Here is a 14,635-nt window from a genome sequence, read left to right as displayed (position 1 = left end):
TGTGATGCACTGCTTTGCTAGACGAGACTGTACTTTGATTATGGCGTGGTTGTAATTTGACCCACTCCGCCAGCATTGCGCCGCGAAATGGCGTAGCTGAGCCATGCACCTAGGAAGCCCAGAATCGCAAGGGATGCGGACAGCCAAGGAATGGACTCCAGTCCAAAGTGGGTGATCGCAAGCCCGCCGAAGTAGGCGCCACCAGCATTACCCAGATTAAGCGCAGAGTGGCTGGATGTGGTAGCCAGCAAGGGAGCCTTATGCGCCAGATTCATGATGCGCAGCTGAATGCCAGGCATAATGCCGAATGCGGCGATGCCCCAGAAGAAGATATTGATGACGGACAGCACCGGGCTGTCGAGCGTGAGATTAAGGATGGAAATCACAACGGCCAGAACCGCGAAATTAACAATCAGGGAAGGCATCAGCTTCCAGTCTGCGAGTTTGCCGCCGACAATGTTACCGATGGTCACGCCAAGTCCGAACAGTACCAGAATCCAGGTGACACTGTGTTCGGCGTAGCCAGTGATATTCTCCAGCATTGGCGTAATATAGGTGAACAGGGAGAAGAGACTGCCACAGCCGAGTGCTCCAGTCAACAGGATCAGCAGGACCTGCGGATTGATCAGTCCGCGGAACTGCTCGCCCAGGCTGTTGATTTTATCCTGAGTGATTACAGGAATGAAGCGGATAATGCCGAGCAGGGATACAATACCCAGCAGGGTAATAGCGCCGAACGAGGCTCTCCAGCCCAGCTGTTGGCCGATAAAAGTTCCGAACGGTACGCCGATGATATTGGCAACCGTCAATCCCGCCAATACGATTGAGACGGCGCCGGCCCTCTTCTCCGGCCTTACAAGTCGTGCAGCGATAATTGTGCCTACCCCTAAAAAGGTGCCATGCGCGAAAGCGGTGATCACGCGCGCTCCGATCAGCAGGGAGTAGGTTGGGGCGATGACGGATACGGCATTGCCCGCGATGAAGATGAGCATCAGGATGACGAGCAGCTTTTTCTGAGGCAGCTTATGGGTGAATACGGTCAAGATTGGAGCGCCGATGGCAACCCCGAGGGCGTAGCTGGTAATGAGCTGTCCGGCTTGCGGAATCGTTACGCCAAGGTCATGAGCCACATTGGGCAGCAGACCCATAATAATAAACTCTGTCATTCCTATCGCGAAGGCGCCAAGGGTTAGACATAGCAGCGATAAAGGAAAACGTTCCTTTTTCGCCGGGGGTGACGCGTTGCTTGTTGATGAATTCATGTGGTGTCTTCGCTCCTAATCTATAATGTATGTGTATCCTTTCTGAAATGGTCTGTATTTTCATGCAAGTTTCATTTTAAACGCTCCAGAGTCATTGGGCAAAATGTTTTTTTAAAATTTGTGATAAAATGATCGCGTAGATCAATGACGGCCGCTTTTAGTGACCATGAAGGGAAGAGAATACCATGCCACAGCAGAAAAGAGTGCTGATTCCACTACCGTCCCAAGACTTTGATACCACAGAAGTGGTGGTACCGTGGCATCTCTGCCGGGAAGCGGGCTTCCAGGTGGATTTTGCCACACCTGACGGGAAGCGCGCCTATACCGATCCCTATTTGTTGACAGGAGTTGTGTTCGGGCAGCTTGGGGCGGACCAAGTGGTTGTGCAGCGGTACCACCAGCAGCTGGAGCTGGACTCTGGCTTTTTGCACCCGCTTGCATATGGGGGTATTGATCCCGAAGCCTATGACGGTCTTATTTTGCCTGGAGGACATGCGAAGGGAATGACAGTATACCTGGAGAGCGTTACTTTGCAGGAGAAGGTGCTGCAGTTCTGGAAGCTGGGCAGACCGGTCGGTGCGATCTGTCACGGCCCCATCGTTCTGGCCCGGACTATTGATCCTCAGACCGGTCAAGCGGTGGTATACGGAAAAAAGATGACGAGTCTGACCAAGTCCCTGGAGCGGACCGCCTATTGGTTAACTGCCTGGGCTCGCGGACGTTATTACCGTACATATCCAGAATATGTTCAGGATGAGGTGACCCGGCATCTGCAGAAGCGGGAGGACTATGTGAAGGGCCCTTCATTTAATACGCCATTCATCGTGGAGGATGGTCAATTGCTGACCGCCAGATGGCCAAAGGATGCAGCTCTGTTCGCAGAGACGTTTATACGTAAAGTAGGGGGATAAAAGTAGTTGCCTATATAATGGAGCGCTAAACTCTATAGTGCAAATTGAATTTTATTAATAAGGTGGAGTATTGAACTGACAATAGATGAAAATGGACTTAAAAAATAACCGCAAGCCATCCGTCATCGCGGAAAAGCTTGCGGTTATTTTTAGTGATATGGAGTAAAAATATGGGGAAAGGTTATTCATCTTCCTGGCTAATTCGCTTTAGCAGGGAAATGAGCTGTGTTTCCTCTTCATCCGTCAGATGACGGGAAAGCTTGCGGTTAAGTCCATTCAGAATCTCCTGCAAGATCGGCGCAAAGTCCATGGCTTTGGGTGTTGGATAGAGCAGGTAGGAGCGGCGGTCATCAGGATCGACTTTCCGCTCGATGTAGCCGGATTGCTCCAACAGCTTCACGGCTCTTGCAGTAGTTGCCTTATCGAATTTTAATTCATTCGTTAACTGATCCTGGGTGATGCCCGGCCGCCCTATGATTAGCTTGAGAAAACTGTGCTGTCCACCGCTACCGATTCCATAGGTAACCAGCTGTCTGGACAGCGTTTTTTGGTTCTGACGATGAATCAGGGAGATCAGCTTCCCTATAGGTTCCTTGTTCAACTTGCACACCTCTTTGGTTAGATTGCTTGAATGCGAGGTCAGCGCTCAATATGAATAAAAGTGTACAACAATATTGTTGCGCACGCAACTAATATGCTGTACACTGGGGATTATTGAACTGGTTGCGTGCGCAACTAAAATTCCTCTGGATTCGACAACCCTCTTTTCGGTTCCACCATTCTAAGTTTAACGAGGTGTAATTATGAGTTCAATTCCTGCAACCTATCAGGAGAACAGCGATATTCAGAAAAGGCGCTGGATGATTCTGATTGTGTTGAATCTCTTTACGTTCATGGCGACGCTGGACGGGAGCATTGTCAATATTGCGCTGCCGGTATTGTCCAAGAGCCTAGGCCTGCCAATTGCGCAGATTGAGTGGGTGACGACAGGTTACCTGATGGCGATCTGTGCTGCGATTCTATTCTTTGGAAAACTGGGGGATATCGCGGGGAAGATCCGAATTTTCAAAATCGGAACTGTGGTGTTCATTATTGGTTCACTGCTGTGCGGACTTAGTACTACTTTGCCTTTGCTTATTGCGTCACGTGTTATTCAGGCTATCGGCGCTTCGATGACGATGGCCAACAGCCAAGGGATCGTAACCGATATCTTCCCGGCCAGTGAGCGCGGTAAGGCGCTCGGCTTCATCGGCACGTTCGTCTCGCTCGGCAGCATCGCTGGGCCAAGTCTAGGCGGGATTATCGTGTCCTCGCTAGGCTGGGAGTACATCTTCTGGGTAAACGTCCCGATTGGTCTGATTGCTATTATTCTAGGCTGGAAGGTGCTTCCGAAGGATTTGGTCCGGGTTCAGGATAAAATCGACATTCCCGGCAGTATATTGTTCGCTTTCTTTATCGTTCTTTTGTTCGCCGGATTACTGCTTGGACAGCAGATCGGCTATGGCGATACACGAATTGTTATATCACTGGTTGTAGCGGTATGTGCCTTTGCAGCGTTTATCTGGGTTGAAATCCGTAAGACACAACCGTTGCTGAATCTGTCCCTGTTCAAAAATCCGCTATTTTCGGTCAGCATCCTTTGTGGCTTCCTCGTCTTCGCGGCGAATTTTTGCTTCAACATTATCGCCCCGTTCTATGCACAGAACATGCTGAACCTGTCGCCGTTCGACGCCGGCTTCCTGCTGATGCTGCTGCCGATCTCCATGGTCATTGTGGCGCCGATAAGTGGCGCATTGTCGGATAAGATTGGCTCAGAGCTGCTGACCTTTGCTGGTCTTATCGTCATGGTCGTAGCCCAGATTGGGCTGGCGAAGCTACACGCTGGCAGCTCAGTCCTGCTTGTCGGACTGTGGATTGCCATGCTTGGTATCGGAAGCGGCCTGTTCCAATCGCCGAACAATTCACTGATTATGTCCAAAGTGCCGCGCACTCAGCTCGGCTCTGCAGGCAGTGTCAATTCACTGATTCGCAATGTCGGCATGGTCGTCGGTATTACGCTGGCGACAACGATCCTGTTCCATGTCATGAGCAACGAGGCAGGCTATCGTGTGACCGGGTTGATCCCGGGCCGTCCGGATATTTTCCTGGAAGGCATGCATGTAGTCTTTATGACCTCTGCATCCATCTGCTTTGTGGCGGCAGTACTTACCGGATGGCGGTTAATTGATGCCCGGCGTGTGAAGATGCAGGCGGAAAAAGGGTAAAGTCTCAATTTAATTCCACGAGCAGAGGAACAGCTTCTCGGATCTGTCCGGACATGGATACCGGATCTTCGCGCAGCCAGTCCTCCGAACCTAGATATACCCGGCGGTTCTGAACAGCCGGCAGGCTATTCCAGGTCTCGCTTTGCCGGAGCTCACGGAAGTGCTGCTGTGAGACAGGGTCCGGTGAGACCACAACAAACAGATGATCGCCCACATAATGAGGCAGTTCCTGAACCGGAATATTGGATTTGAAGGGATGGCCCTTGGTCTTCTGAACGGCAGCTACCGGAGGTGGAGCCTGAAATCCCAAATCCTGATAAAGAACCTTCATGTCGTAATAGACCTGCACTGTCTCCGGGAGTCCTCTTGTCCAGATAAAAGAGAGAGTATGTCCGGCTTGCAAATGCCATTTCAAAGCATTCCTGGCCGCAAAGGTCTGCTCCTCGTATCGGCTGAGCCATTGCTCAGCCTCTTGGTGTTTGCCGATCAAATCGGCAATAAAGCGGAACCGGTCAAAAACAGGCTGTGACCAGGACATATCCAGTGTAGGAGCGATTTTGGCATAAGTATCGTAATGATGGCCGTCAAAGGTAAGAATCACATCCGGCTTTAAGGTGGCAAGCCTGTCCAAGTATGGTGCCACTACGGATTTGCCGATGTCGGTAATGCCCTCCACATGGCCTTGCAAATAACGGCCCTTTAGAAGCTGGGAAGGTGCGCCGACAGGTTTGATGCCCAAGGCGAGTAGTTCGCCCAGATACTGAAGAGAGGCGATCCTGCTGCTATGCTTGCGCAGATTAATGTACAGACGGGGAGAGACACCTGTATGCTGCTTGAAGCTGCGGCTGAAGTGAAAGGGATCATGAAATCCCACGCTCCCGGCTACCTCACCAACCGATACCTCCCGGCTCTGAAGCAGGGTCTTTGCTTTGTTCATTCGGAGTTCGATGAGGTAGTCGATAGGGCTTTTGCCGGTCAATCCCTTGAATATCCGCGAATAATGCCGGGTGGAGACCCCGGCCATTTCGGCAAGCTGTCCATGCGTGAGATCGAAGGCGTAAGCATTCTCCATGAAGGCAATGGATTTCTGAACCGCACTTGTGGCATCCTGTTCCTTGTTGCATTCAGCGTTCTTCAAGATCATCAAAATGATCTCTTGGAAAATAAAGTGGCTTTTGTACTCTTCAAGCGGCCCGGAGAGAGCCCGCCGTTCGTATAGATTGTGCACTAGCCCGGAAAAATGGCTGAATGAGGCCAATTCGATTACACCTGCAGAAACCGGAAGCTGCTCAGCAGAAATCTCCTCGGAAGAGCCCGGCAAGCGCAATTCATCAAATTCGATAAGATACAGGCGTAGGGGGCCTGTGCCGGCATTTTGGATAGAAACATTGTCCTTTGGGTTCAGAATGCCACAGTGGTTTTCGTAGAGAACATGGCGTTGCTCGTCACTGCATACCTCAGCAGACCCTTCAACGGGGACGACAAGCATTTTTTCGGAAAGGCTGCAGATCGTCTGTTCCTCAGCACCTTCTTCCAGTGTATATAAATAAATCTGAGACCAGGTATACATAATAGTGAGACGCGCCGAGCGCCTACTTGGTGGAATTAACATAGCTATTCACCTCCTTGGATGAAAGAAAGGAGCTCTTCAGCTGACGCTGAAGAACCCCGTATGGTATGAACATGTTACCATTTATTTTTTTAACAACTCAACTGCGTTATCCAATTGCGCCTTAAGAGACATGACGTCATAAGAGAACCATAATGATTCATCCACTACGTAGACCTTGTTATTCTTGACCGCCGGGAGGTTATTCCAGAGTCTGCTATTTTCCACTTCATGCAGGAAATCGGGATCATTATCAAATTTAACAACAAACAGCCGGTCGGCAGAAGCATACTCAGGGAGTTTTTCCAGGGAAATCTTGAGTCCCAGTTCATGGTCTTTAGTCTCCCATTCGTGCTTAACGAAGTCTGTCATTTTAAAGTGAAGGGTATCGTATAAAGTATAACCGACGTTCCCCGGTCCGTACACTCTAAGCTGTCCTTTTTCATAACCGCCAATAACGACAGCGCCGAACGTTTCTCCTTCTTGTACAGAAGCGGCCAGATCTTGACGCGCTTGCTCACTCTTCTTATTAAAATCTGCAATCCATTGGTCAGCTTCCGCACTCTTGCCCAGAACCGCCGCAACATCTGTGAAGTGCTTGAAAGCGTCATTGCCTACCCATTGCACCGCCACTGTTGGAGCAATTTTGTTTAGGTCGTCAATTTTATCTTTATCCATCTCTGTGGCAATGATCAGATCTGGCTGAAGGGACAGGACCTTCTCCATATTGATGGCATTGGCAGGGCCAACATCCTCAATACCACCGATCTGATCCTTGATGGATACAAAGTTATTCAGCAAATGGGTGACTGCGCCAATAGGCTTGGTTCCTGCGGCGATCATTTCCGGCAGATATTGAGTCGTGATGATTCTTTGCGGATGTGCTGGAATAACGACTTCACGTCCCAAACTGTCGGTGTAGTTTATTGTAGCAGCTGAATCCGAAGTTTCAGCAGAGGACTCACTTGGTGCAGTGGTTGCCGCGGGTTCATTGGCTGGAGCAGCCGAGTTAGAATTCCCGCAAGCGGACAGAACCGATAAAACCAGCATTAAAGTAGCTAAAAGCAGAAAATTACGGTGACGATGCATGTTGACAAACCCCTTCTCTCCATCTAATTGATAATAATAATCATTATTATAGCAGGAATCAAAAAAAGGAGAACATGTTATATTTGGACATGACCATGCATGATTTGGCCCTGTCAACGATTTGAATTTTTCTATAAGCAAGTTGTCACAAAAAGAATGACTCCTTTGTCTACAGTAATGTAAGACATTTTAAGGAGGATGATTGAGATGAGTTTGAGATTAAATTACAGTAAGGCTAACCCTAAAGCTGCGACAGCGATGATGGGTTTGGAGACATATGCAGGGAACGCGATTAAAGACAAGGTTCTGTATGAACTGATTAAATTACGGGTGTCGCAAATTAACGGCTGCGCCTTTTGTCTGGATATGCACGCGAAGGACCTGCTAAAGCTTGGCGATCATGGCGACCGTATTCTGCTGCTTAGTGTGTGGCATGAAGTGCCGCATCTTTTTACAGAGCAGGAGCGGGTTGTATTGGAACTCTCCGAAGCGGTGACAACCATTTCCAAGGGCGGTGTACCGAAAGCACTGTATGATAAAGTAAGAGGACACTTTAGTGAAGCGGAATATGTAGACCTGATAATGGCCATTAATACGATCAACTGCTGGAACCGGATTGCGATCTCGACAGGCATGTATCCAGGCTGCTTTAATTAATCTCAGGGCAGGTATTGAAGGAGGACGTATTGTGAAAAGCTTGGACAAGGTGCAGGATGACAGCCTGCCGACTGAGAATGAGCGGAGTATGGAGGAGCTGTATCTGACTTATAAAGGGTACGCTTTTTCCATCGCCTATCGGATGTTGGGTGTGGTTGCTGATGCCGAAGATGTCGTGCAGGATTGTTTTGCTGAGCTGCAGCGCAAGGACCGGAGTGAGATTCGGAATATGAAGGCATATGTAGCCAAAGGGATTACTAACCGCTGCCTGAATTTTCTGAATTCTCCGCGCAATAAGCGTGAGGCCTACGAGGGAGAGTGGCTTCCTGAGCCGGTGGCGGAGATTTACGACGGACCGGAAGCGACGGCTGAACGTAAGGATACCTTGTCCTATGCTTTTCTGGTTCTGCTAGAGCGGCTGACGCCCACTGAGCGTGCAGTATTCATCCTGCGTGAAGTGTTCCAGTACGAATATGAAGATATTGCCGAGATGGTAGATAAGTCGGAAACCAATTGCCGTAAAATCTTCAGTCGTGCCAAACGGAATCTTCAACCAGTCCCGGCAGGTGAGCGTACGGAGCCGGTGATCAAGCACTCCAGAGAGGCACTCATGAAAAGATTTATTGATGCCTTTGATTCTTATGATATCAACGGAATGCTGGAATTGCTGGGTGATCATCCGGTGCTGATCTCTGACGGCGGTGGCCAGGTGCATACCGTGCTCCGGCCAATGATCGGGCGGAAAGGGGTCGCAGCCCTGTTGTCCTCACGCCGGGTGCTTAACAGGCTACGGGAGTTGGAAGCTTCGTTCGCTAGCGTCAATGGAGAATCCCACATTATTTATCGCCAGCATGGAGAGATTGTAGGTGTACTCTGCCTGGAGTTGACCCGTTCAGGTGACCGGATTCAGGGAGTGTATCTGATGCTTGATCCTGATAAATTGAGTCATGTGAATCCTTAGGATGCCGTAATCGTTGTGGAGGAGAAAGCACAAGCTGTGCCCGGATTTCAACCGCTAAGTGGCTTTTTAATCGAAGAAATCTGGACAATGTATCTGTAGTGACGACCGAGCCTTAAGTGAAGATCTTAAGTTCGTCATATATAGAAGGAAAATTTTCTGTTATTCCATTACGTATAGGCCATATCAAAAAATTAACTGGAATCTCTTCAGTTAATTTTTTTATTTTCAGCGATATTTGGCGAAGACACGAATAATAACAGGAATGGTTGAGGATGGTAACTGCTTATGGATTTCCTTGGAATTGTTGGGGATACTGTTTTTTTCTATGCTTTAGCTCATAGATTCAGTATAATACTGTTCAGCACAGGGACTAAGGTCACCTTTATCATCTGCTGCTGGTCGTGACATGATTTTTATACGATGAGACTAAAGAAAAGGAAAGACAGTACAGTATTTCTGTCAACTAATCAATCCTATGATATCTAAAGCCAATCTTCATACGTTGAAAAAGCATGGACTCATTCTTCTTCTCACGCTTGCTCTGCTGTCTGGGCTGCGGCTGGTATGGTATGCTGTTCAGGCTCCATCGAAAGCTCCGCAAGCAGTGAACGGTGTACTGGACATGAGGGGCTGGAATTTTGAGGGTTCCAAGTCCATTACCTTAAATGGGGAATGGGAGTTCTACCCTGATAAGCTGCTGACAGACGGGAACGGAGAACTGCCGGAACCAGCAAGATATGTCAAGGTCCCTGGGGATTGGAGGAGCGGGTTCAGCGACACTAAGGCCAACTCCTATGGTATAGGTACATATCGCCTGCGCATTTTGGTCGATCAGCCGCTGAACCAGCCTTACTCGCTATGGATCCGTAAAATCGAGAACAGTTCAGCGATCTTCATCAACGGTGAGCAGCAATCTGCATTCGGAGTGTTTTCGGAACGGAAAGACCAATCCCAATCGCGTGTAAGTTCCTATACGATAACCTACACAGCGAATGGACAACAGGAGCTTGATGTGCTGGTCCAGGCTGCCAACCATGACAATCCGTCTTTGGGTGGAATTCTTAAATCTATAAAATTCGGTTCACAGGCCGCCATTGACAAGGAGCGGCTTTATTCAATCGGATTTCAGCTGGTCATTTTTATTGTGCTACTACTACATAGTGTCTATGCTATTATTCTATTCTTCTTTAATCCGAAGGAGAAGAGCTTTATCTACTTTTGTATGCTGCTTATAGTGACAGCACTCTCGATCGCGTCCGATCATGATAATCTGCTCCAGCTATGGCTGCCCATCAACTACACCTGGGGGCTAAAGACCCGACTGCTGTCCTATGCTTCCATCTCCTTTTTCATGCTCTTACTGACCCGCACCTTCCACAATGGTGTCGAGAACAGCAGAAGGTACCTGTTCCGTACTTACGTAGCTTGTTTTGTCCTTTTTGTCTTATTTATTCTGGTATCACCCGCGAACTGGGTCTTGTACTCCTACCATTTCAAAGTTTTTGGCTTAATCTATTTACTGCCGATGATCGGAGTGGTCTATTTAATTGCCAAGATGGTCATCCAATCCCAGCGTGATGCACTTTTTCTGCTGCTGGCAGCCGGAGGCGTTTCTTCCAGCGTGTTCTGGGGCGTGCTGCAAAACGGGGGAGTTGTGGATAGTATTTTTTATCCGGTCGACATGATTGCTGCCATCATCAGCTTCTGTGCGTACTGGTTCAAGCGGTATTTCCGTAACACGGAGGAGAATGCAGAATTGACGGGACGGCTCCGTCAGGCAGATAAGGTGAAGGATGAATTTCTGGCCAATACTTCGCATGAGCTAAGAACGCCACTACATGGCATTATGAACATTGCTCAAACGGTGATCGTTAACGAACAGCAGGGGATGAATCCCAAAAGTATCAAAGATATGGAGCTTCTCATTACTATCAGTAAGAGAATGTCTAGCCTCCTTGGCGATCTTCTGGATATCACCAGGCTTCAGGATAATAAAATCGTGCTACGGAAGGAACGACTCCAGATGCAGGCTGTCGTGCCGAGTGTGCTAGCCATGCTGGGTTACTTGCTAGATGGTAAGCCGTTACGTATGGTGATGAAGATCCCTGATGATTTCCCGCCGGTGTATGGTGATGAGAAGAGGCTGATGCAGATCTTAGTCAATCTCCTGCATAATGCCATCAAATACACGGATGCCGGAACGATAACCGTCAGCGCGGAAATTGTGAACGGCAAGGCTATCATTCGTGTGGCAGATACCGGTGCGGGGATGGATGAGGAAACAGTTGCAAGAGTCTTCAAGCCATATGAGCAGGGCGCGCTTGGCATCAATGACGGTGGAGGTTTCGGACTTGGGCTTAGTATCTGTAAGCAGTTTGTAGAGCTGCACGGCGGAGTACTTGTTCTGGATTCTGCACCTGGGCAGGGCTCCGTATTCTCGTTCGCACTTCCATTCTATACAGGCTTAAGCAGTGATCCCAGCGGTGAAGTGGCTGCTGCAGAGGATTCGGAACTATTCGGTACGTCGAATACTCACAGTGTGGCTGCTCTTTCGGCTGAGGGAGAGCCGGAGCCTTCTGACTTGAATTATACCCGGAGCATAGCCGCGTTGCCGGTTGTACCGGTATTACAGGATACAAGCTCATTTCCTGTCAGTGGCAGCCTGAACATCCTGGTCGTAGATGATGATCCTGTCAATCTGCGGGTGCTTGGGGGGATGCTTTCTGATGCCCACTATTATCTGGTGCCGGCATTGTCCGGCAAGGAAGCACTGGAACTGCTGGACAGGGGGCGCTGGGATCTGGTGATCGCCGATGTCATGATGCCTCATATGTCAGGTTATGACCTGACGAGGATCATCCGTGAGCGTTACAGCATATCGGAGCTTCCCGTGCTGCTGCTGACGGCCCGCGCTCAGCCGGAGGATATCTACACCGGATTCCTGGCCGGAGCCAGCGATTATGTGATTAAGCCAGTGGATGGGCTGGAATTGCAATATCGTGTACGCTCGTTGACGATGCTGAAGCAGTCCCTTGATGAACGGCTGCGTATGGAAGCGGCCTACCTTCAGGCACAGATAAGGCCGCATTTCCTGTTCAATGCGCTGAACTCTATTCTGGCCCTTAGCGACATCGATTCTGAAAAAATGGCCCGGCTCGGGGAAGCCTTCACGTCGTACCTAAGAATTAACTTTGATTTACTGAATGCCGAAGAGCTTGTGCCGCTCTCTCATGAGTTGGAGCTTGTCCGGGCGTATCTCTATATTGAGCAGGAACGGTTCGAGGACAGATTGTCCGTGGAATGGCAGATGGAGGAAGATATGGAGAGCGACAAGGTGAACGGGCCTCAGCTGCCTCCACTAACGATTCAGCCTCTAGTGGAAAATGCGGTCAGACACGGGTTACTTAGTCAGGCCCGTGGGGGTGTGCTAAAGATTTCTATCACCCGCCATGCAAGGGAAATACGAATTGAAGTTACAGATGATGGGAAAGGCATGGAGCCTGATCAGGTTGTATCTTTGCTCGAACCCTCCCAACAGGGTAAAGGCGGGATTGGACTGCAGAATACGAACCGCCGGCTGAAGCGGCTCTATGGCAAGGGGTTGATCATTCAGAGCCAGCCGGGTGCTGGCACGACCGTGTCCTTTGCAATTCCTGATCAACGAGGCGCAGATTTTGGTACCATAACGATAGATTAAGACTGGGTATGGTCGAACATGGCTCGTAACTCATGGCTGTGACTCTGTCGCTCCCGTCGTCACATGACTGGATGAATGAGCCTCATTGCTCATCGCAGAGGACTTTGTAGCTCATGGCTCGTAGCTCATCGCTCCGCCGAACATGGCTTGTAGCTCATGGCTCGTCACTCGGCGGCACATAGTTCTGTCTTATGCATCTTGTACCTCCGTCGCTCAAATTAACTGCAATTCTGTACCTTAATTGCACGGATAATCAATATAATTGGTAAATAAGTGCATTATTGTACTCTAAATCTACCAGTAAAGCTTATTTTCAGGCCAAGTAGGGGAATTAACATACAATTATGTCCTTAAATTACTATATTTCAGTTATTGATATGAAATAAGGTACATATTTGCATCTATTTCTAATACTCCCGACCTTCCAGACAGGAAATTGATCATGGAAAGAGGATGTAATTCGAATGTCCCAAAAACCATGAACGGGTTGCTTGGGATAGAGGATAGACTTTGCTTTTTGAGTAGAAACAGTTAGGTTTGAGGCCGGCTGGTTTTCTCATGCTTATAACAGGGTTGAGCAGATCGCAACGAAACAAAAAAGCCAAGCAGCTTCTCAATTACGGGAGAAACGCTGCTTGGCTTATTTTTACACTATCTAATTGACTGGGTTTTTATGTTAACTAAATTGAAGGTATGCTGTTACTTTAGTGAAAATAGAATGATGAGGCATCCTCTTAGTTTGCTTGTAACCTGCCTTACTGTCGTTAATGACATTGCCTCAGATAGCGCCGCCTTCACTAGTAATGCCCCTGCCAGCGTTGCACAGCTTTAGTTCTTGAAGCTGTGAATCGGCGCTGGAATACGTCCGCCGCGGTTTACAAAGCCCGCACAATTAAACGAGTTGACTGCCATCACGGGCGCATAGCCCAGCAGGCCGCCGAATTCGACCATTTCGCCAACATCCTTGCCGATGACAGGGATGACGCGAACTGCAGTGGTCTTGTTGTTGACCATACCGATGGCTGCCTCGTCGGCAATGATTCCCGAGAGAGTCTCTTTGGACGTGCTGCCGGGGATTGCAATCATATCCAGACCTACCGAGCAGACGCAGGTCATGGCTTCCAGCTTCTCAAGCGTCAGTGCGCCGCGCTGAACAGCCTGAATCATGCCATGGTCCTCGCTGACCGGGATGAACGCACCGCTAAGCCCGCCGACGTAGGAGGAGGCCATCACGCCACCTTTTTTAACATTATCATTCAAGATTGCTAGCGCTGCGGTTGTTCCCGGAGCACCAGCTTCTTCTAGCCCCATGACCTGGAAGATTTCCGCAATGGAATCCCCGATCAATGGTGTGGGCGCAAGGGACAGATCGATGATCCCGAATGGAACGCCCATCCGCTTGGAGGCTTCCTGGGCAACGAGCTGCCCCACACGCGTAACCTTGAAGGCCGTCCGTTTGATAGTCTCGCACAGGGTCTCAAAATCCTGGCCTTTGACTTCTTCCAGCGCTCTCTTGATTACACCGGGTCCGCTAACCCCTACATTAATAACGCATTCACGCTCGCCTACCCCGTGAAAGGCTCCTGCCATGAAGGGGTTGTCCTCTACAGCATTACAGAAGACAACCAGCTTCGCACAACCGATAGAGTCTCTGTCCTTGGTGCGTTCGGCAGTCTGCAGAATGATATCGCCCATCAGCTTCACGGCATCCATGTTAATGCCGCTGCGGGATGAACCCACATTGACCGAGGAGCATACGCGCTCCGTCACGGCCAGCGCCTCTGGGATGCTGTCGATCAGAATGCGGTCGCCCTTGGTACAGCCTTTCTGTACAAGAGCGGAGAAGCCACCTATGAAGTTAACGCCAACTTCTTTGGCAGCCCTGTCGAGCGCCTCAGCTACCGGTACGTAAGTATCGGTGTGAACAGATCCCGCGGCAATGGCAATTGGAGTGACCGAAATTCGTTTGTTGACAATCGGCACGCCGAATTGTTTTTCCAAATCTTCACCAGTCTTGACGAGCTTTTCGGCAGAGCGGGTGATTTTGTCATATACGTTCTGGTTAAAGGTCTTTAGATCACTATGTGCGCAGTCCATTAGGCTAATCCCCATGGTTATGGTACGCACATCGAGATTCATTTCACGGATCATTTTATTCGTTTCCTGTACTTCAACAAGTGAGATC

General features: G+C 49.4%; 10 protein-coding genes. 5 read left to right on the top strand and 5 right to left on the bottom strand.

The window, feature by feature from the left end; all coding sequences use genetic code 11:
- Positions 1-38 precede the first annotated feature (38 nt).
- The gene (locus tag HPT30_RS22565; protein WP_175373573.1) at positions 39-1,262 is read right to left on the bottom strand and encodes an MFS transporter; all 1,224 of its coding nucleotides are present in this window, start codon (positions 1,260-1,262) and stop codon (positions 39-41) included.
- A 185-nt stretch (positions 1,263-1,447) separates the two neighbouring features.
- Between HPT30_RS22565 and HPT30_RS22560 the strand changes: the two genes are divergently transcribed.
- On the top strand, positions 1,448-2,173 hold the full coding sequence (locus tag HPT30_RS22560) for a type 1 glutamine amidotransferase domain-containing protein (RefSeq protein ID WP_175373572.1): 726 nt from the start codon (positions 1,448-1,450) through the stop codon (positions 2,171-2,173).
- A gap of 181 nt (positions 2,174-2,354) precedes the next feature.
- On the opposite strand, the gene HPT30_RS22555 is transcribed toward HPT30_RS22560, so the two are convergent.
- Positions 2,355-2,774 (bottom strand): MarR family winged helix-turn-helix transcriptional regulator, encoded by a 420-nt coding sequence (locus HPT30_RS22555; RefSeq protein WP_175373571.1) that lies wholly within the window; start codon positions 2,772-2,774, stop codon positions 2,355-2,357.
- A 202-nt stretch (positions 2,775-2,976) separates the two neighbouring features.
- On the opposite strand from HPT30_RS22555, the gene HPT30_RS22550 reads away from it, so the two are divergent.
- Positions 2,977-4,437 (top strand): MFS transporter, encoded by a 1,461-nt coding sequence (locus HPT30_RS22550; protein WP_175373570.1) that lies wholly within the window; start codon positions 2,977-2,979, stop codon positions 4,435-4,437.
- Positions 4,438-4,441: 4 nt separating this feature from the next.
- Here the strand turns inward: HPT30_RS22550 and HPT30_RS22545 are convergent, their stop codons facing one another.
- Together HPT30_RS22545 and HPT30_RS22540 are read right to left on the bottom strand one after the other, a co-directional pair.
- Positions 4,442-6,049: an AraC family transcriptional regulator gene (locus HPT30_RS22545; RefSeq protein ID WP_175373569.1), complete on the bottom strand. Its 1,608-nt coding sequence runs from the start codon at positions 6,047-6,049 to the stop codon at positions 4,442-4,444.
- Positions 6,050-6,130: 81 nt separating this feature from the next.
- The gene (locus tag HPT30_RS22540) at positions 6,131-7,135 is read right to left on the bottom strand and encodes an ABC transporter substrate-binding protein (RefSeq protein WP_175373568.1); all 1,005 of its coding nucleotides are present in this window, start codon (positions 7,133-7,135) and stop codon (positions 6,131-6,133) included.
- A gap of 207 nt (positions 7,136-7,342) precedes the next feature.
- Between HPT30_RS22540 and HPT30_RS22535 the strand changes: the two genes are divergently transcribed.
- The 3 genes from HPT30_RS22535 to HPT30_RS22525 all read left to right on the top strand — a co-directional run bounded on the left by HPT30_RS22535 (position 7,343) and on the right by HPT30_RS22525 (position 12,450).
- Complete coding sequence (locus HPT30_RS22535) at positions 7,343-7,792, top strand: carboxymuconolactone decarboxylase family protein (protein ID WP_175373567.1); 450 nt, start codon at positions 7,343-7,345, stop codon at positions 7,790-7,792.
- Positions 7,793-7,880: 88 nt separating this feature from the next.
- Complete coding sequence (locus HPT30_RS22530) at positions 7,881-8,753, top strand: sigma-70 family RNA polymerase sigma factor (RefSeq protein ID WP_175373797.1); 873 nt, start codon at positions 7,881-7,883, stop codon at positions 8,751-8,753.
- Between the two features lie 502 nt (positions 8,754-9,255).
- Positions 9,256-12,450, top strand: a complete 3,195-nt coding sequence (locus HPT30_RS22525) for an ATP-binding protein (protein WP_312876360.1) — start codon at positions 9,256-9,258, stop codon at positions 12,448-12,450.
- Positions 12,451-13,278: 828 nt separating this feature from the next.
- Here the strand turns inward: HPT30_RS22525 and HPT30_RS22520 are convergent.
- Entirely contained in the window at positions 13,279-14,634 is a 1,356-nt protein-coding gene (locus HPT30_RS22520; protein WP_312876365.1) for a PFL family protein, read from the bottom strand.
- Position 14,635: the final 1 nt, after the last annotated feature.

This window comes from Paenibacillus agri, assembly GCF_013359945.1.
Classification (GTDB): Bacteria; Bacillota; Bacilli; order Paenibacillales; family Paenibacillaceae; genus Paenibacillus_AQ; species Paenibacillus_AQ agri.
Note: the sequence above shows the minus strand (reverse complement) of the source record. Positions and strands in the feature narration are given on the sequence as shown.